We start from the raw sequence: 19416 nt of genomic DNA on the forward strand, positions 1-19416 counted from the left end.
TATGAAATTCAATTTGAAAATACCAAAACCTTTAAAATTAGCCTATTTAGCAGAATTAAAATCTTACAGATATAGTTTAAAACATAAAGACTTTAATAAAGCTTGGTATCATTTAGAGAGGAGTCATATTATAGGGCAGTTATATCCTATTGAACATACATATTCGCATTTGTTAATGTTGAGATTTGGTTTGATGCAAAAAAACACTAAAGAAGTTTTTGGACAAATTATTAGACTGCTTGTTGGTGGCTGGAAATCATTTATTAATCATGTGCCACTTGGTAACACAGGTGGAGCAGACATACCACCACTAATGCGTATGCCTATTGATGATGATATTCAAAAACTATTTGATAAAAATGAGAAAAAAGAATGTTAATTTAAAAGATATAAAACCGAATATGGAAAGTAAACATAGTCACGATGATGGACACAATCACGGAAGTTCCACAAATAATTTCAAAGCTTATATTCCAGCTATTGTAAGTTTTACAATGCTAATTATTGGAATTGGATTCGACTATTTTGATGTAACATTTTTCAAAGATTGGATTCGGATAATTTGGTATGGTATCGCTTACCTACCTGTCGGACTTCCTGTAGTAGTTGAAGGTTGGAGAAGTATCATTAAAGGCGACGTATTTACAGAATTCTTTTTAATGTCTATTGCTACAATCGGTGCATTCATTATTGAAGAATATCCAGAAGGTGTTGCTGTAATGCTATTTTATGCAGTAGGCGAATTATTTCAAAGTGCAGCAGTTAATAGAGCAAAAGGAAATATTAAAGCATTGTTAGACGTTCGCCCTAAAGAAGCAAATGTTTATCGAAACGGTGACTATAAAAAAATTTCTCCTGAAAACGTTAGTATAGGTGAAAAAATTCAAGTTCGGGTTGGGGAGAAAATTCCATTGGATGGTATGTTATTATCTGATAAAGCATCATTAAATACAGCAGCTTTAACTGGGGAAAGTAAACCTAGCTCTATTGTAAAGAAAGCCAAAGTTTACGCAGGTAGTATCAATTTAGAAAATGTTATTGAAGTTGAAGTAACTAATAAATTTGAAGATAGTTCTATAGCAAGAATATTAGATTTGGTTCAGAATGCTACAGCTCGAAAGTCAAAAACAGAATTGTTCATCAGACAGTTTGCTCGTATATACACGCCTATAGTAGTGTTTTTAGCAATTGGAGTTACTTTACTACCATACTTTTTTGTAGATGATTACATCTTTAGAGACTGGTTATATAGAGCCTTAATATTTTTAGTTATATCATGCCCTTGTGCATTGGTTATTTCTATTCCTTTAGGGTACTTTGGTGGATTAGGCGCTGCTTCAAAAAATGGGATTCTTTTTAAAGGTGCTTCATATTTAGATGCTATGACCAAAATTAACACTCTAGTAATGGATAAAACAGGAACTGTTACAAAAGGTGTTTTCAAAATCAAACAAATAAAAACCATAGATTGGAAAGAATCTGAATTTATGGACTATCTAATGGCTATGGAAGAACAGTCCACGCATCCTATTGCTAAAGCTATTATGGAATATAAAACAGATAACAATATACTTGAAGCAGAAGCAGTTTCAGAAATTGCGGGGAAAGGCTTAAAAGGAGTTGTAAATAGTAAAGTAGTTTTAGTAGGAAACAAGGCGTTAATGACTGCAAACAGTATTGATGTTCCCGCTGAAACTGAGTCTATCGTAGAATCCATTGTATTGGTCGCTATAAATAAAAAATTTGCGGGGTATGTGGTTATTGCAGATGAGTTGAAAGATGATGCTAAACAGACTATCACGGCATTACACAAAGTAGGTGTTAAAAGTATTATGATGCTTTCAGGTGATAAAAATTCTATTACCCAACAAGTAGCAAAAACATTAAATATTGAAAATGCTAAAGGTGGTTTATTACCAGAAGATAAATTAGAAGAAGTTGAGTTGCTCAAGCAAAATTCTGAAAATAGAGTAGCTTTTATTGGAGATGGTATAAATGACGCTCCTGTGTTAGCCGCTAGTAGTGTTGGTATAGCAATGGGCGGTCTTGGAAGTGATGTTGCTATTGAAACCGCAGATGTAATTATTCAAACAGATCAACCTTCAAAGGTTGTTACTGCTATAAAAATTAGTCGTTCCACAAGACAAATAGTATTACAAAATATTGTATTAGCATTTGGTGTAAAAGTAATCGTACTTATATTGGGCGCAGGTGGTTTAGCTACAATGTGGGAAGCAGTTTTCGCAGATGTTGGTGTAGCATTATTGGCAATACTTAATGCAGTCAGACTACAACGAATGAATTGGAAATAGGTTTAATATCAAATTTGCCTAGATATTAATTTTATCTCTAGTGAATAATAAATTACAACACTATAAAATGATGTTCCTTGTTGGTTTTCAAAATTAATCCCCACAATATTTTTACTGAGAATAAATTATCATTGTGATGATTCTTTTAAAGATTACAACTATAAGACATTAGATAAGTTAATAAGATAGCTGTTCATTGATTTCGAGTATTATGTGAATTCCGTATTACCTAATTTAATTCAGCACACCCATTTACAAAATATTTGGAAACTTTGATTATTCTTTAAATGGCAATACCACATATTACCAATTTTGTAACAGATTAGTTTAATATTTATGAGAAAATAACTTTTATAAGACTACGATTGAAGTAGAACTAAAGAACTAACTTTTTTCTTGTAAAGAACTTTTAACTTTTAAATTTTTCAACAACCTAATATTTTGTTTTTTTAGCTCCTCTAATACTCTTTTTCCATACTGGGTATGATACTTATGATTTGTAAGGAAGTCGATATTTAACTGACACCATTCTTCATCAGTAAGCCGAAGTCCTGCATATACACTCCACTCGCTTCTTAACAACTTATTTTTCAATAAGTATTCTTTACTTGCCAAATGTAATAAATCAGCATCGCAGATTATAGATTCTAAAAGTGTTTTAGGATTCTGTGGCATTACAGTAGCTTTAATACAATTTATAACTGCAACTATTTTTTTGTTGGAGAAGTTTAAATTCCTCAAAAAATCATGCGCATATTTGGCACTCATATTTTCATGTTTATCAAATTCAATCGACATTCCTGTATCGTGAAATAAAGCTGCTAACATCAAAATTTCTAAATCAGTTTCGTTTAAATTTTCATATTTACCTATAACCTGTACATTTTCAAAAACTTCTAAAGTATGTTTGTAGCTATGAAATGGTAATGACTTACATTTACTATTTGTCAGTAAATCCAAACAGTATTCTTTCGCTTTACTTATTAGGGTTGTATTCATAATTGAGTTTTAATATAACGCAGACTTTTTGAAAAAATTTGAGGCTTAATTTTTGTAAATTTTCTTGAAATAATAATTGTCGTTTTAGCTTGTGTCAGAAATTTAGACTTTGTTACTATAACTTATCAGTACCAACGTCTTGTAAATAGTTTAATAAGTGTTGATATACTTAAGGTCACTTTAAATCGAATTTTATCAGTGTATTTATATTGCGATAATTCAAAACCATTGTTTGAACTCACTGGTAAATAGAGTTCGAAGTAATCCTCAACCAAACTCAACTTAACACCTGAATCATGGGCAAAATATGGCTTTAATCCTTTATTTTTTAGGTAACCTATATCTCCATAAGCGTGAATCCAATTCCAAATACTCACTTCTCCATTTAACGTTGCTATCCACTGGTTTGCAAATCGAGTGTCAAGTATTGACTTGAATCCTCCCTCTGCCGTTATATATTGTTGCGAAACAATACCTTCATCCTCAGACCTTCCAAGATAGTTGTAATCAAATAAATAATCTGTAGGTCGATCAAGTGCAAAGTCAAAAAAGTTATTGTCAGACTGCGTTTTATTATTCAAAAAAGTACCTAAATACAACCTTGCGCTAATTTTTCGATTGTCAAGAAATAATTTTCTGTAAAATACTGTTGCAGATATTTTGCTAAAGTTTTTGGAAAGCTCAAAGTCTCCCTGAAACGTAAAACTATTTGAAAAATTGAAGTCACGAAAAAGGTATCTAGCATTGAAAACACTATAATTGGGTGTTTCTAGCGGAAGCTCCGAACTTTCATCTCGTGAAATAGCAACATTCCTTAATATAATTGATTGACGTAAGTTACTTCTTAAATCTTTTCTTCTATAATTGAAATCAATGTAGGGAGAGAAACTATTTGCAAATAAGTTTGGAGCATAACTTGTTCTATCTCCAGAAAGTCCTATCGTATATGAATACCAACCATACTCTTTTATCTGTTGCGTAAAGACTAACGATGCAGAACCAATTAAAGCATTAGATTTAAAACCGTAAGTAGGTGTAATTTTATATATAAGCGGTGCTTTAAAAAGTGTTCTATTATATATTCTTCCGCCCAAAGTTAACCCATCATAAATATTATCAAATTCAATGATGGGCATAAAAAAAGTTTGATTTTTACTAGGATCTTCAATATCTTGGAGTAATCTTACTTGTAAGGGTTTATTCAGTAATCCCTTTAAATTTTTGTAATTATTTGATCGATCAACCTCAGGTATATTTCTTTCGTAATCTATAACTAATTTATCCGCGTTGTCATTTTTTATTTTTATTGTTTTCTTTCCTGTAAAACCATCAATCCATATTTTGTAAATTGCTTTATCATCTTTAATTAAAGATACGGAAACAGGCATCGTATTTTCACGTTTGTTTTTTATCGTAATTATAAGAGAATCACCTATTTTTTCTACATTTTTAAATTTGAAATCTAGTTTCTTATTATCAGAAATGAATTCATTAAAAAACCAATCAACATTTTTATTTGCTAGCGTGTCAATTATCTTTTGAAATTGTTTAGCAGATGACAATTTCAATTTATTTCCTGAATAAAATTGCTTAATACTTTTGCTAATAGTTTTATCTTCCAAATAATCTTCAAGATATTTTAAGCCTAGTCCAGCTTTATATGTATTAGTAATATTATAATTAAATTTGAGTAAAGAGTCTCTTGGAGTTTTTAATGGTTGATCTATAAAAAGTCTAGCCATGTTTTTATATCCTAGATAATATTGATCGTTAAAATACAAATCTGCGGCATGAAACCATCTTAAACCTATTACTTCTGTCAAAGCTCCGCCCAGTTTCATTTCAGGATAATTGTCGTTTATGTATTTCATCATTAAATACACTAATATCCCATCTGTCACCCATTTTTCGGTTCTTGGGTTTATGACCAACGTTTTTTTCAAAACAGCGTCAATCGTACTTTTTAGTAATGAAATTTCAAACTGAAACTCATCAGAAAACGGTCGTAGTTTTTGGGGAAGCTGATTAAAACCATAAACAGGGTTTTTACGTTGGTCTATACTTGAAATTATTAGTTTATCCGTAGACAAATCTCCTAAATTATTTTTTAAAAAATCCCCAATTTTATTTGCTACTTTATATTTTGTAGAAGTATTTGTTTTACCTGAATTAATGTTTGTTACTAATTCAAATTCACCTGTTTTTACATTATAAAAATTCGATATTTTTTGGATATATAATTTTACGTCTCTGAGATTATTTCCACGTAAAAAAATCTCTTTTTTATTTTTGGTAACTTGTTCATCTTGCATCATTTCAGAAGCCAAATTATATCCATTTGGAATTTTTAAATCAATCTCATAGTTTATCAGAGGAGCATAAAAATCAAATAAGTCTTTATTACTATATATCTCCCATTTTGAATTATAAACAGCAGGAATTAAATACCAATGTCTTAGATTGTAATTTTTTTCATTTGTATATCCATTTCCCGTAAACTTATAATGTGGAAGCTTTATCGAATATGATAAATTGACAATAGTACTATCTTTAGGATGTAAAGGTTTAGATAAATTAATTTCTAAAATATCTTGAATATCATTAAATCTTTTCCAAGTCAATGAGTCTTTAGTATTATTAAAAATTGAATTAATTTCAGTGAAACCACGTGTTTTATATCCTGCAAAATGAAAGTTACGTCTGAAATCTTCAGCAAAACGCACAGCTAGAGGAGTTTCTTTATCGGAGTAACTATTTGCCCAATCAAGCAATAAAATAGTAGATAAGGTATCTTTTGAAGTATTGAGATATACTAACTTCTGATTGATTTTGATAGTATTCGTAACAGAGTCAAGCTCCGCTTTCATAATTATTTTATGTTGCGCGAAGCCTACAGTTGAAATGAAAAAAATAATATTAGTTATAAGTTTTTTTACATTCATTTAGTTAAGGATATACTACTCTAGCTTGATTTTTTAAATCCATTAATATTTAAAATTTTATTCATTTCACTATTAATTCCGTGTTTATCATTAGAATTTATATTTAAACCCAAGCATATAATTTCCTTCTCCGCTATTAAAAGTTAACTCGAAATGTTCTCTTTGATAAGGAGTTGTAAATAAGTACGTACTTCCAATACCAACAACTATTCCTCCTAAAATGTCCCATCCATCGTGCCTGTCATTAATACCTTCGATTCTACTATATGCTACAAATCCTGCAACTGCATAGGCAGGAATTCCATAGCCCCAACCATAACGTCTTTGTAAAAAAGAAGCCCCTGAAAAAGCGACAGATGTATGTCCAGAAGGGAAAGCTTTTCCATCAGTTCTTCCATCAGGTCTTGGTTTGTCTATTGCATATTTTAATATATAGGTCAATCCAAGTGTCGTACCATAAGATTTTGTGAATTGCCAAAATCCTTTTTTATCTTTTTCAGCAATAATAACGACTAAAGATGTTAGAGCGGGTAAGTGCTGTAAATAATCTCCAGCTAATTCTAGGTTTGTTTCTCTCCTTATTTCAGATGGAGAGTCAAAATCTTGTGCCAACATAACTAATGGTGTAGTAACCATTATCAATAAAAAAAATATTCTCTTCATTAAATTAACTATGTGAATTAAAATTTATACGTAAAGCCAACGAGAAAGCCTTTTTCATCACTCTTAAAAGTGAGTTCCATGTGTTTTTGTTGATATTCAGTAGTAAACAACAAATTACTTCCTAGTCCAATAATAGAGCCTGCAATGACATCTAATAGATCATGCTTATTTGAGTCTATTCTGCTTGCTGCTGTAAATCCTGCTAGTGCATACGCGGGTATGCTGTATTTAAAACCATAGCGTCTGTGGATGTATCCTGCACTATGAAAAGTTATGGAAGTATGACCAGAAGGAAATGAATTATCATTACTCATATCTGGTCGTTGTTTATTGATACTAAGTTTTAAGGCGTAAGTCATTCCTGTAGTCAACAAAAATCCTTTAGTGAATTGCCAAGCTCCTTTATTATCTCCTATAATGAATGAAGTACTCACAGATGCTAATGGAAGACTTATTAAAATTACATCTCCAATTGTTTGTGTTGTTCCTGCTTTTGGTTTTGTTTCACTGGTATCTTGCGCTGTAAGATCAGCAGGATAGATACTTAAAAAAAAGCATAATAATAAAGTCTTTATAAGCTTACATTTCATTAAAGGGTATAATCTGGGGGTTATATTGTAAATTTATATTGGAAATCTTAAGAAAATTTAAAGTCTTTTCAATAAAGTATATTTTACATTATCACATTTAGTGCATTTTTCTTAATGTCAATTAATAATATATTATTTTCTATTATTGAAAATTCGCCATCTATTTGGGAAGAAAAAAACTCACCTTTTTTCATTGCTAGAAAGATTGATGATGATCTATAATACTTAGCTTCTTTAAATAATCTTGGTTTTTTGATGAGTAAATAAAAACCAAACAAAAGAATTTTCAGCCTACTAATTTTGGGAACTATAACGATATCTAAAAGTCCATCTTGCAAGGATGCAGAAGGAGTTAAACTAAAATTATAGCCTAGTTGATTAGAATTAGAAATAAAAATGAGGAAAGGGTTCATTAATTCGTAATTACCGTCAATGTTTATGATAACTTCTTTTCTTTTATTGTATTTGAGAAAAGACTGAACAGTCGCTTTTAAATAGCAATAAAGTGTTCTTCTGTTGAGAGCTTCATAGTTTTGTATGACATTAGCGTCAAAGCCAAAACCTGTATTACTAAAAAAATAACGTTTATTTACACAACCTGCATCTATTTTAGAAATTTCGCCATTTCTTATTTTGTTTAACGCTTTATTAATATTTTTCGGAATACCTAAATGAGACGCTAAACCGTTTCCTGATCCTTTAGGGACTATTCCAAATAGAATAGAAGTTCCTACAAGAACAGAAGCAACTTCATTAATGGTTCCATCACCACCACAAGCTACAATAATATCAACTTTTTGATGTACTGATTCTTTAGTTAAATCAACTGAGTGCCCTTTGTAATTTGAAAATTTTATACAAATATCAAACATTTCTACCTCAAAATAATCTTGGAGAATTTTTTTAGAAATAGTATTGCGACCAGATCCTGCAATTGGATTAACTATGAAGTGAATTTTTATCAATACAATTTTATATTTGAATATTTTACAGATGATACCATCTTGTAAATGACTTTGAATCTTGATATAAAACTTCCGAAATTACTATTGAAATCTTAATTAATTCTAAAGAAAAAAATGATCAAAAAATCTTTAAGTTTTCTTTAGAATTCGACTATAAATTGGCGTAAAAGTTAAACATTACAACTACAATGTTCCCCTTTATTAACTTGATTCTGAAGTCAATTTTATGATAAACAGTATAGCATTAGATACCTCCATAAGAGATAAAATCAAAACTGATAGTATCGTTATCCAAAATTTTAAAAAAGTAAGTTTGAATTTAGTAATAGTACCATTTTTATTATTACTAATATTCTTTAGTTATTATTTATTTTCATTTGATGGTTCTTTTGTAAGCACCTATGTTGATTCACAAAAAGATATGTTTTTAGAGCTAAATGAAATCTTATCAACGTATCCAAATCTAGCATATAATGTGACATATTTAGGAGATGCAAGAGTAATGTTTCCATTTATTTTTATATTTCTTTTTGTTGCACCAAAACTTTGGGAAGCTTTATTGACTTCATCCATACTCACATTAATTACATCAGCCATTCTTAAACATATATTAGCAGTTCCCAGACCCGCAGCCGTAATGGACATGGATACATTCACTATTATGGGAAGACCAAATATTTTACATACTTCATTACCATCTGGACACGCAATGACCGCGTTTATGATTATAACTATTTTATTGTTTGCGTTCATGCCAAAAAAAATGGTGCATAGAATTTATTGGACACTTTTTTTAATTACAATCGCTTGTATTATTGGTCTTTCAAGAGTTGCTGTTGGAGCGCACTATCCTGGAGATGTCCTCTTTGGAGCTTGTTTGGGTTTTATTATTGCTGTTATTGGTATTAATTTGAATAGAAATATCAGTTGGTTGTACTGGATGAAATTAAAAAAATATTATCCAATTATTTTTTTAATTTTAATGTATTGGTTTTACTTGATTCTTATGAAAACTGTAAAACATAATATTCCAATATTTTATTTTTCTTTAATAGCATTAATGTTTACTTTTTTCTCAATAACAAAGGAATATGTCAAAAAAAATTAAATTAAGTTACTTTGCGCTATTTGTAAGCTTTATTAATTTAATTCTCTATCAATATCCTTTTTTCAAGTTTGTTTTCGCAAATAAGAATATTGGAAGTTTTAATGGCGTATTATTTCTTCTTAGTCTAATAGTTGCTTCGATATTATTAAATGCGTTTGCCTTTTATATTGGTATTTATTTAATGCGAGTTGTTGGTAAGTATTTAATTATATTACTATTTAATATTAGTGCCGTTGCAGTGTATTTTATAAATACTTATGGAGTTATTTTGGACAGGACTATGATTGGTAATATACTCAATACTAATTATGAAGAATCTACAAGTTTTTTGTCATTCAACTTATTTTTATATCTGATTATTCTTGGAATCATACCAAGTATCTTCATATACAAGGCGGATATCATAATCCCTAAAATTAAAATATTTGCGTTAAATTCTGTTGTAACGTTACTACTGCTTGGAACCTTAGCGTATGTAAACTCATCTAATTGGCTTTGGATTGATAAAAATTCAAAAACTTTAGGTGCTACTACTATGCCGTGGTCTTATGTTGTTAATACTTTTAGATACTACAGTCATATCAATAAGAAAAATGAAAAACAAATTTTATTGCCAAATGCTACTATAAAAGATTCCACAAAATCAATTGTTGTACTGGTTATTGGAGAATCCGCTAGAAGTAGTAATTTTTCCTTATATGGATATGATAGAAACACAAACCCTTTACTTTCTAATATTGATAATGTAAACCATTTTAAAACTCAATCTTGTGCTACATATACAACTGCTGGTCTTAAATGTATCTTAGAACATGAGAACACAGGAAAACTTTATGAAATATTACCAAATTACTTGTACAGGAATGGTGTAGATGTTATATGGAAAACTACTAATTGGGGAGAACCTACAATAAAAGTAAAAAGTTTTCAAAACAAAGATTTTTTAAGACAAAACTGTGAAGGTGAAATTTGTGGTTACGATGAAATATTATTAAAAGATTTACAGCAAGAGATAGAAAATAGTGAGAAAAATAAAATTCTCATTGTCTTACATACAAATACAAGTCACGGTCCAACATACTACAAAAAGTATCCGAAACAGTTTGAAAAATTTAGTCCAGTATGTAAAAGTGTAGAATTAGCTAATTGTACTCAACAAGAACTTATAAATGCGTATGATAATACGATTCTTTATACTGATTATATATTAGCGACTTTAATTGAACAATTGAAAAAGATAGAAAAATATGAGTCATCTATGATATACATTTCTGATCATGGAGAGTCATTAGGTGAAAATAATCTTTACATGCATGGAATACCATCAAGTATAGCTCCGACAGAACAATTAGACATTCCTTTTATTGTATGGTCATCTAATACATCTAAAATAATAAAAGAGGATCAAGAATATTCACAACACAACATATTTCATACTGTCTTAGACCTATTATCAGTTGAAAGTCCAATTTATGAGGAAAGTATGAGTATCTATGAAAAATAAAGGATTCTTGTAAATTTTAAATACTTTATATCCTAAACTAGATGATTTTGATATTTGATGCTAATATTTAAAAGCACCAAATATCAAATTTATCTATTAATCTTCTTTAATAGTGCCAACTATCTTGCCTTCAAGATTAATAGAAACTTCTAACTCAGCATCACCTTTCTTTAAGCTAAACTCATACAATGTTACAGAAGGTGTTTCAGAAATTTCTATTTCGTCTATGTTATAGTTCGGAAATTCTGCTTTTAAATTACTCAGAATTTCTTTAGAGATTTCTGAAACCTCTATCTCATGTTCGGTTTCTCTCCATGAACCATCTAATCCAAAATTAGCTGAATATTTCGTAGTATTCATTTCAAATTCTGCTTCCCATTCTGTATCGTTTTCTTTTTCCCATTCTATTTTGGTAGCACTAGGAAACTTTGATAAGAAAGCTTCTTGAACTGTTTTAGGGGCGTTAGTTTGCTTAACTTCTTTTTCATCGCATGATAAAAATAGTAAACATATAAATACATTTGTAAGTAATTTTATTTTCATAAATTCTTTATTTTATAAAAGGTAAGTTATTACTAAATTCTAAAGACTATTTAAAGGAAATCTAAAGTTTATCAAAAAAGTTTTTTGAAGTAATGTAAAATTAGAAAACTTGTCCTATGCCTATATAAAATAGTCCATCCTCTTTAGATTTACCATAATCAAAAGAAATTATGGTAGACTGATTCCAAGCTACACGTAAACCTGCTCCGTAAGATGTTTTAATTTTACTAAAATTTAAGTTTTGCCATTTGTCTCTAACGGTTCCTGCATCAAAAAAGGGAGCCACACCAAAAGCTAAACGCTGTTTTCCTATAGAGAATTCAGTAAATCTATAACGTAGTTCAAAATTTGCAAACCATAGTGATCTTGCCAAAAACCTATTGGCTCTATAACCACGTAGCGATTGTTTACCTCCAAGCGCATTAATACTTCCGTCTGGACTCCATTGATCTTGAAATTCAAAAAATGGAGCATTACTGCCAAAAATATTACCTATACCCAATCTACTTGCAAATACTGTACGCTTGCCGAACGGTATCTTTTTGTAATATCTACCTTGAATGAATAATTTATTGAAATTGAATTCAGAACCAATGATATTACTTGAATATTCATTTGCGATTTCAAAATAAAATCCTTTTGTTGGATCTGGTTCAAAATCTCTAGTATCATATATTAACGCAGTCTGTAATATAGATACCCAACCACCATCTAATCCTGATATTTTATTTTGTTCAAAATCTCTCCGTAATAGTGAAACACCATTTGGTGCCTGAATAGTATTTCCTGTATTTGGGTCTATTGCGTCTGCTTCCTTTCCTTCAAAAGTTTTATACTTTAAATTTTGTATTTCATATCCTCCCATAATACGCCATTTTCCATTACCAAGAGCATAATCTGCCTTCAAATTAAGCATATATTCTGTTTCACGAAAACGGTTAGACAAGGCATCGGTTACAAAATCTGCTTCTCCATTTTGCCCTGGACGTAATCTTTTTCTAGCTCTATCATAATCAGCATAGGTGCTGAATGTTTCTCCATTTTGTGATGATGGCAATCTTAAAGGGTTTAAGGTTGCTTCTGTAAGTCCAAAATAGAGATTAGCAGGATTCTGCTGTATTTTAACATCTACCTTAAATCTCCAACGAGAACCTTTGTAATAAGGTACATCTAAAGATAAAGTCAATTCTCTAGCGTTTGAAGTATAATAAGCCACATTTGCTTTCAGTTTCGCTAGATAAGGTGTGTACGCAAACAATTCGTTGTCTCGTGTCCCATTCCAATAAACATTACCTCTTACTCCAAAACCAAAGCCAGTGATTGGGTCAGAAGAAAAGTCTGGAATTCCAGTAAAAAAAGTTCCTTCCTTTTTTTTAGCCAAATCATCATCAGACATTCTTTTGGATTTAATAAAAGAGAGCGAGTCTTTAACTTGAGAATTACATAGGTGTGTTGAAAAGGCTAGAATCAAAGCTAGAGTCCAAACCTTATTAATTATTTTCATACGTTCTTAAATTAACTATACAAATTCAGAGGCAAAATTAATTTTAGAATCTAAAGACTATTTAAAGGAAATCTAAAGTGAATTATAAGAGAATGTATATTGGTGCATACTGTCTTTAAAATGGTATTGAATTGACATTTTATGATAGTCACAAATTTTTTTGACGATAGCCAACCCTAACCCTAAAGATTGAGTGTTATTGTTTTCTTTGTAAAAGCGTTGAAATATTTTTTCAGGTGCATGTAAGATTTCAGTTCCACTATTACTTATGGATAAATTATTCTCGGTAATCGAAATAACTATTTTTCCATTTTCAGCGGTGTATTTAATTGCATTACCTATTAAATTTGAAATTAAAACATCCAACAAGGTTTTATTCATTAATAGTGTAACTATATCGCGCTCCTTGTAAGAAATTAGTATTTTTTTACTTTTAGCTATTTCTTCAACCGCTTCTATAATTGATGATACACGCTCATTAAGATTGATACTTTCTGTTTCTGAAAATTGTTGATTATCAATTTTAGTTAGTAAAATAAGACTTTTATTAAGTTTTGATAATCGTCTTACATTTCGCTGTATATCATTTAATGTAATTGTGTCTCTTTCACTTAAAACACTGGAATTGTCTATCAAGTTTTCAATTTTGGCTTGGATAATGGCTAAAGGAGTTTGAACTTCATGAGAGACATTTTCAGTGAATTGTTTTAAGTTTTCATAATCTGAAATAACCTTTTCTGTTAATGATTTTAAATTGTCATTAAGTTCAACAAACTCTAAGATATCAGAATCCTTCAATTCAATTTTTGATTTTGACTTAACAGAAAATGCTTTGATTGCTTCCAAATTTTCAAAAAATGGCTTCCATATTATTTTATTTATGTAGTTAGTATAAAAGTATTGAGCTAAGTACATCACAAAAAATATGATAGCAAATGCAATCAAGATTGAGATTAATATATCTTCAGATTCTACTACAAGAGTCCTAACTGTAATTTTATAGTTAACATTATTTACTTTTATAAATGTATTTAACTCACGAAATTCTTCATCTTCATTTTGAGAAGCATCATAAAGAACTACATAACCAATTGATTGTGGTTTAATTTCACTGACTTCACTAACTTCAAATAAAGGACTCAAAGAAGTTACTGTTTTGTTTTGTTTTAAGAGTTCCTCTATTCTATGAGTAGATGAATAAAGACCTTCATCAGTCTCATCTTTAATAATAGCATTTGTAATAAAGTATAAGGAAATAAGACATAATAAAGCAAGAACTAATCCGAACTGAATGTAGCTTTTTGCAATTTTTTTTAGAAGCTTTATTTTGTCTTGATGTGTTTCCAAATTATGAGTTTTCAGTAAATTTATATCCGCTACCGTAAGCGGTTTTTATGTACTTTGCTCCAGCAGTACTTATTTTTTTTCGCAAGTTATTAATATGTACATAAATAAAATCAAAATTGTCTAATAAATCACTTTGATCTCCCCATAAATGTTCTGCGATGGTTTCTTTTGAAAGAACTCTTTCCTTATTGGTAATAAAAAATAATAATAAATCATATTCTTTTCGGGTTAACTGAATTGAATTATTATTTACAAAAACTGTCCTAGCGTCAGTATTCATTTTAATTTCATTAAAGATTATATGTTCCCCACCATTTTGTTTCCGTCTTCTAAATATTGCTTTTATACGCGAATTTAGTTCCGCTAGATGAAAGGGTTTTGTCATATAATCGTCTGCTCCTAAATCTAATCCTAGTAATTTGTCGTCCAAAGAACTGTTAGCTGAAATGATTATAATGCCCGTATTATTATTTTTATCTTTCAGTAATTTGATAACATCTAAACCACTTCCTGTAATAAGATTAATATCTATTACCGCAATATCATATTCGTATAATGACGCTTTATAAATCGCTTCTTCATAATCAGAAGCGACTTCACACACATTATTCTCTCTTTTTAAAAAAGTAACAATAGATTGCTGTAATTCTATTTCATCTTCTGCTATGAGAATTTTCATTTTAAAAAAAATTATAGATAAATATAGTGTATAAATCTAAATGTATTCTTAAGAAAGTATTAATGTACACTGCGATTAATATAGTTATTAATTACGCTACTATCTACAGAATCCTTAAATGTAAATGTTTATGTAGAGTGAGTTCGAGCATCTAAGAGTTTTAGTAATGTTCACCAAGAGGTAATGAATTTAATTAAAATACAACCTACACGAAAAATTAGGTGTCATACCTAGTGAAAAACGCTGTATATCAGAAACAGTATCTTGTGAATTAATTCGGTAATATTTTTCTATTTGATTGTTAGTATTTAGTACATTCCAGAGTGCAAATGCAAAATCTAATCGCATCTTTTCTGATAATTGGTACGCATATTTAGCTGAAAAGTCTAATCGGAGATAATCTTCTAATCGTGAAGTATTTACTTGTTCGTAGTTGATTTCTCCGTTTGAGATTTCGTTTCCAACAATAGGCATCGTTATTGGTTTTCCTGTTCTCCAATTTAGTCCTAAGCCTAATTTTAAAGAATTATAAGAATAAGTAATCCCAGAAGTTACCGAATGAGTGATATCATAGTTACTAGCAAACGGATTTGCTTCTAATGACTTGAACGTGTATTCATTGTTCATATACGAATAACTAAGCCACATATTTAAGTTGTCTAGTTTTTTTCTAAGTAGCATATCAATTCCATAAACACCATACTGTCCACTTGCTTTTGTAAATTCATATTGATTTTGAAAACCTTGACTTTGTGTGGTAATTCCATCAACTTCTTTAAAATACCCTTCAACACTTGCCAACCAATTATTTTTTTGATAGTTAAGTCCAACCGATAGTTGTTTGCTGGTAAGTACAGGAATATCGCTATCATTCGATAATTGCCAACGTCTTTTTTCAATACCCAAAAAATCATTTTGAAAGTTCACAATTTGTGAGGTGTTTTGATGTTTAAATTCTGCTTGTGCTTCCACAATAAAATCATCCAAAAACGTATGACTCAAACTAAATCTTGGTTCAATGATATGCTTTTTAAACTTATCTAAATAGTTATAACGTCCTCCAAAACTGATTTGTGTGTTTTTATCATTTGAGTTATAGTTAATTCCTGAAAAGAAAGCATGCGTACGCAACACTTCCGATAGTAACAAACGAATCAAAGGAATGTCAATATCGTCCAAATTGGTCACTTCTGTTTCTACAAAATGATATCCTGCATTGATGGTAAAATTATCATTGTACAAATAATTCAATTTTAATTTTGCACTGGTTTCTGAAACTTTATTTTCTTGTAAAAAACGTTGTGAATCTAACAGATTAGCGTTTATAGCTCTTAGCTTATAGTCTGATTCGTAAATTTCAAGTGTTGTAAACAGTTTGTCTCTCCAATTATTTTTAAAATACAATCCTGCACCAAAACTTTTTTGTTCCAAGTTACTTTCTCTGGAATCTTCAATAGTACCTGTTACTAATGTTTCGGTAAAACTTAATGTATTAGAAACAAAAATTCCATTCAATCGTAATTCATTACGATCATCTATGTTATACAACCAACGAAAAGAAGTATCATAAAAATCAAAGCCCTTATCAGAATTGATAATATTTTCTTGATTTTCTGCTACTTCGGTATCCTGTTCTATTTGCTCAAAATAGGCATTGTATGCGGGCGTTTCTATCAGATCATTAATTGATTTCCGAGCTGCAATTTGTATAGATGATTTTTTACCAAGTGGCGTATCAAAAAATACATTCGCATCCGTAAAATTTACTCCTACACTTCCTTTAAAAGTTGTTGAAATATTTTTGGCTGTTTCCATAGCTATCGTACCCGAAACACCATCTGTTTCACTTATATCTGTACCATTTTTTAAGAGTTGAACTTTTTGGGTAATTTGAGGATTGTACATCGAAATCAACCCAAAAAAATGTCCCGATTGATACATTTTGATACCATCCCATTTAATCAGGTTTTGATCGTGAGTTCCACCACGAATATTCAAATTAGATACTGTTTCATTAGTACTTTGAATACCAGGAAACGCTTGCACAGCTTGCAATACATCATTCTCTATCATTCCTGGCAACAAATCAAAATTCTTAAAATTTAATGTGAACGAACCATTGCTAAGTTTGCTAATTCCTGATGCTATATAGTTAGATATAATGACACTAGAGAGCGATTCTGCTTGCTGGATAAGATATACGCTTCCGCATCCATTTTCAGTAAAATTTTCACTAATGCGTTGTATGGTTTTATAAGATATATGTCGTATAGTAATCAATTCTTTCGGAGAAGAAATTTGTAAACGAAAAAAACCATTTTCATCACTTGTAGTGGCGTTTGTCAAGCCTTGAATGGTTGCTGATTCAATGGGAACATTTGTGTCTTTATTTTTTAAAAAACCACAAACAATTACCCCTTTTTTTAACTTCACAATAATAAAGCGACTGTCCATTTGTTGGAAAGTAAACTTTGTTTCTCTTTCAAGTTGTAGTAATATGTTGGAAAGTGATGTTGAAAAATCAGGAGTTGTGACACTGACTTCTTTGAGTTGTTCTTGTGAATAATTAAATTCAACCTCAAATTTTTTCTTTACATTTTCTAAAACCGCAATCAGCGATTCTTTCTTATCAGGAGCGATACTATTTTGCCCAAAACTGTATGTAGCAAAGAGCAAAATAATAAGAAATGTATATATGTTATTGGTTAACTTCATATACGATTACACTTTTTTCAGTATCTATTTCAAAGCGTAAATTCATAGGTTCGGTAACTGATTTTAAGGCTTTTTGTAGGTCATCATGTTGAAAACCTCCTGTAAAGAGTTGACGACCATTCATATTTTCTGTAGAAATTTTTACATTAAATTGGCGTTCCATTTCGTCAAAGACTTCTTGCAACGGTACAGCCGAAAACGAACTGAGGTTTTGCATCCAGTATGGTTTTGTATCGCTTAATTTTCGTTCTATCAATTCATCATTTAGAATCACCAATTGATCGCCGTGTTTTAAAAGACGTTGATGTGTTCCTGTTACAACTTTTACTGCGCCTTCATAACACGTTACTTCAAAATAGTTAGTTCGCTTTTTTACATTAAACTGCGTTCCTACCACACGAATAGTATCTTTTTGTGCAATCACATCAAATGTTTCTCCTTTGGCAACTTTAAAAAAGGCTTCTCCATTTAATTGTACCATTCGCTGATTGTTCCAATTCTCTTTGTCATATTTAATTGATGATTCAGCGTTGAGCACAATTTCAGAGGTATCAGGTAATAGAATAGTAGTTTTTTCACTAGCTACAGTTGTAATAGTTATAAGGCTGTTATTAAAAAAGAGTGTATATAGTCCAAATAAAACTACAAAGACACCTGCCATTTTTAAAATCGGCATAAAAATTCTTGAAAAATTTCGTTTTTGTGTTTGCGATGATAATTTGTTAGCCTTGAAAGTTTCAAAATCATCAACGGTTTGAAAATTTGAAGCTTTAAATTTTTTTGCATTTTCTACAATAGACTGATAATATTCAAAATCAGCACTCTGTTCAAAATCTTTCAATTCAGATTCTGAAAGCTCCTCATTTAGCCATTTTTGTATCAAATTATCATTATCCATTTCTAGTGCATTTTATATGTAACAACTCATTTTAAAAAATCCCTGATTATTTTATGGAAAATCCTTCTAATTGTTCTTTTAATATCATAAAAGCTCTGTGAACCCTGTATTCTACTACCTTAACAGTAATACCCAACATTTCTGCGATTTCTTTTTGTTTTTTGTTTTCTGCCTTGCTTAACAAAAAAGCGACTCGGTATTCCTCTTTCATATTTTCTAAAACTGAATTGTATTTCTCTAAAAACTCCGCTTCTTGCATAATAAATTCAGGACTCTCGTTGGTATGGGTTTGAGTATTGGTTTTTTGATATTTCAGTTTTACTTTTTCATGTTTTAGTTGATTTAGTACTAAATTATTAGCAACTGTAAAGAGAAAAGATTTTGCTTTGGAAGGAGAAACCATACCACAATTCTTCCAAAGTTTTAAAAAGGCTTCTTGTGTAGTATCATTAGGATTGCAAGTGCTACCATATTTGTAATATAAAAAATCATGTATATTTTTTGAAAGCTTCCGATAGATACTTTCAAAAATACGTTCTTCGCAAACATGAGTTTCTAGTTCTTTTTCCACGTATAAAAATGTTAAAAAATCAAGATACTCATTTTTTTTTAATCAAAAGTCAGGGATTTTAATTTCATGGTTGTTG

Annotated in this window: 16 protein-coding genes; 4 read left to right on the forward strand and 12 right to left on the reverse strand. The window is 30.1% G+C overall.

The features are described from left to right. Position 1: 1 nt before the first annotated feature. Positions 2–379 carry a DUF3703 domain-containing protein gene (locus ACOQOS_RS21350; RefSeq protein WP_046758221.1) on the forward strand — a complete coding sequence of 126 codons (378 nt, stop codon included), beginning with the start codon at positions 2–4 and terminating at the stop codon, positions 377–379. Continuing rightward, complete coding sequence (locus ACOQOS_RS21355) at positions 360–2312, forward strand: heavy metal translocating P-type ATPase (RefSeq protein WP_046758222.1); 1953 nt, start codon at positions 360–362, stop codon at positions 2310–2312. Before ACOQOS_RS21350 ends, ACOQOS_RS21355 begins: the two co-directional genes overlap by 20 nt. Before the next feature lie 384 nt (positions 2313–2696). On the opposite strand, the gene ACOQOS_RS21360 is transcribed toward ACOQOS_RS21355, so the two are convergent. The 5 genes from ACOQOS_RS21360 to ACOQOS_RS21380 all read right to left on the reverse strand — a co-directional run bounded on the left by ACOQOS_RS21360 (position 2697) and on the right by ACOQOS_RS21380 (position 8471). Next, positions 2697–3311, reverse strand: coding sequence for an HD domain-containing protein (locus ACOQOS_RS21360; protein WP_046758223.1), 615 nt, complete (start codon positions 3309–3311; stop codon positions 2697–2699). 125 nt (positions 3312–3436) lie between these two features. Then, on the reverse strand, positions 3437–6253 hold the full coding sequence (locus tag ACOQOS_RS21365) for a hypothetical protein (RefSeq protein WP_046758224.1): 2817 nt from the start codon (positions 6251–6253) through the stop codon (positions 3437–3439). A 90-nt stretch (positions 6254–6343) separates the two neighbouring features. Next, entirely contained in the window at positions 6344–6916 is a 573-nt protein-coding gene (locus ACOQOS_RS21370) for a phosphatase PAP2 family protein (RefSeq protein WP_046758225.1), read from the reverse strand. Between the two features lie 17 nt (positions 6917–6933). Continuing rightward, complete coding sequence (locus ACOQOS_RS21375) at positions 6934–7506, reverse strand: phosphatase PAP2 family protein (protein ID WP_082113307.1); 573 nt, start codon at positions 7504–7506, stop codon at positions 6934–6936. A gap of 83 nt (positions 7507–7589) precedes the next feature. Further along, complete coding sequence (locus tag ACOQOS_RS21380; RefSeq protein ID WP_046758226.1) at positions 7590–8471, reverse strand: diacylglycerol/lipid kinase family protein; 882 nt, start codon at positions 8469–8471, stop codon at positions 7590–7592. 226 nt (positions 8472–8697) lie between these two features. Between ACOQOS_RS21380 and ACOQOS_RS21385 the strand changes: the two genes are divergently transcribed. Both ACOQOS_RS21385 and eptA read left to right on the forward strand, forming a co-directional pair. Further along, entirely contained in the window at positions 8698–9579 is an 882-nt protein-coding gene (locus tag ACOQOS_RS21385) for a phosphatase PAP2 family protein (protein ID WP_046758227.1), read from the forward strand. Then, complete coding sequence (eptA, locus tag ACOQOS_RS21390; RefSeq protein ID WP_046758228.1) at positions 9563–11083, forward strand: phosphoethanolamine--lipid A transferase EptA; 1521 nt, start codon at positions 9563–9565, stop codon at positions 11081–11083. The genes ACOQOS_RS21385 and eptA overlap by 17 nt, the downstream gene beginning before the upstream one ends. A gap of 96 nt (positions 11084–11179) precedes the next feature. Here eptA and ACOQOS_RS21395 read toward each other — a convergent pair whose 3' ends face one another. The 7 genes from ACOQOS_RS21395 to ACOQOS_RS21425 all read right to left on the reverse strand — a co-directional run bounded on the left by ACOQOS_RS21395 (position 11180) and on the right by ACOQOS_RS21425 (position 19340). Next, complete coding sequence (locus tag ACOQOS_RS21395) at positions 11180–11626, reverse strand: PepSY-like domain-containing protein (RefSeq protein WP_046758229.1); 447 nt, start codon at positions 11624–11626, stop codon at positions 11180–11182. Positions 11627–11726: 100 nt separating this feature from the next. After that, the gene (gene omp85 / locus ACOQOS_RS21400; protein WP_420572487.1) at positions 11727–13022 is read right to left on the reverse strand and encodes an Omp85 family outer membrane protein; all 1296 of its coding nucleotides are present in this window, start codon (positions 13020–13022) and stop codon (positions 11727–11729) included. Between the two features lie 180 nt (positions 13023–13202). Next, positions 13203–14477 carry a sensor histidine kinase gene (locus tag ACOQOS_RS21405; protein ID WP_046758231.1) on the reverse strand — a complete coding sequence of 425 codons (1275 nt, stop codon included), beginning with the start codon at positions 14475–14477 and terminating at the stop codon, positions 13203–13205. A gap of 1 nt (position 14478) precedes the next feature. Next, positions 14479–15156 (reverse strand): response regulator transcription factor, encoded by a 678-nt coding sequence (locus ACOQOS_RS21410; protein WP_046758232.1) that lies wholly within the window; start codon positions 15154–15156, stop codon positions 14479–14481. 189 nt (positions 15157–15345) lie between these two features. Beyond that, the gene (locus ACOQOS_RS21415) at positions 15346–17871 is read right to left on the reverse strand and encodes a TonB-dependent receptor (RefSeq protein ID WP_046758233.1); all 2526 of its coding nucleotides are present in this window, start codon (positions 17869–17871) and stop codon (positions 15346–15348) included. Continuing rightward, the gene (locus ACOQOS_RS21420; protein ID WP_046758234.1) at positions 17855–18769 is read right to left on the reverse strand and encodes a FecR family protein; all 915 of its coding nucleotides are present in this window, start codon (positions 18767–18769) and stop codon (positions 17855–17857) included. The genes ACOQOS_RS21415 and ACOQOS_RS21420 overlap by 17 nt, the downstream gene beginning before the upstream one ends. Before the next feature lie 46 nt (positions 18770–18815). Beyond that, a complete protein-coding gene (locus ACOQOS_RS21425) occupies positions 18816–19340 on the reverse strand; it encodes an RNA polymerase sigma factor (RefSeq protein ID WP_046758235.1) in 525 nt (174 codons plus the stop codon). Positions 19341–19416 lie beyond the last annotated feature (76 nt).

Source organism: Kordia sp. (assembly GCF_965224175.1).
Taxonomy (GTDB): Bacteria; Bacteroidota; Bacteroidia; order Flavobacteriales; family Flavobacteriaceae; genus Kordia.

Coding starts and splice junctions, on each gene's coding strand:
- ACOQOS_RS21415 (WP_046758233.1), bottom strand. CDS start 17,871: ATGAAGTTAACCAATAACATATATACATTTCTTATTATTTTGCTCTTT.
- ACOQOS_RS21395 (WP_046758229.1), bottom strand. CDS start 11,626: ATGAAAATAAAATTACTTACAAATGTATTTATATGTTTACTATTTTTA.
- ACOQOS_RS21350 (WP_046758221.1), top strand. CDS start 2: ATGAAATTCAATTTGAAAATACCAAAACCTTTAAAATTAGCCTATTTA.
- ACOQOS_RS21385 (WP_046758227.1), top strand. CDS start 8,698: ATGATAAACAGTATAGCATTAGATACCTCCATAAGAGATAAAATCAAA.
- ACOQOS_RS21365 (WP_046758224.1), bottom strand. CDS start 6,253: ATGAATGTAAAAAAACTTATAACTAATATTATTTTTTTCATTTCAACT.
- eptA (WP_046758228.1), top strand. CDS start 9,563: ATGTCAAAAAAAATTAAATTAAGTTACTTTGCGCTATTTGTAAGCTTT.
- omp85 (WP_420572487.1), bottom strand. CDS start 13,022: ATGTCTGATGATGATTTGGCTAAAAAAAAGGAAGGAACTTTTTTTACT.
- ACOQOS_RS21375 (WP_082113307.1), bottom strand. CDS start 7,506: ATGAAATGTAAGCTTATAAAGACTTTATTATTATGCTTTTTTTTAAGT.
- ACOQOS_RS21360 (WP_046758223.1), bottom strand. CDS start 3,311: ATGAATACAACCCTAATAAGTAAAGCGAAAGAATACTGTTTGGATTTA.
- ACOQOS_RS21355 (WP_046758222.1), top strand. CDS start 360: ATGAGAAAAAAGAATGTTAATTTAAAAGATATAAAACCGAATATGGAA.
- ACOQOS_RS21410 (WP_046758232.1), bottom strand. CDS start 15,156: ATGAAAATTCTCATAGCAGAAGATGAAATAGAATTACAGCAATCTATT.
- ACOQOS_RS21420 (WP_046758234.1), bottom strand. CDS start 18,769: ATGGATAATGATAATTTGATACAAAAATGGCTAAATGAGGAGCTTTCA.
- ACOQOS_RS21370 (WP_046758225.1), bottom strand. CDS start 6,916: ATGAAGAGAATATTTTTTTTATTGATAATGGTTACTACACCATTAGTT.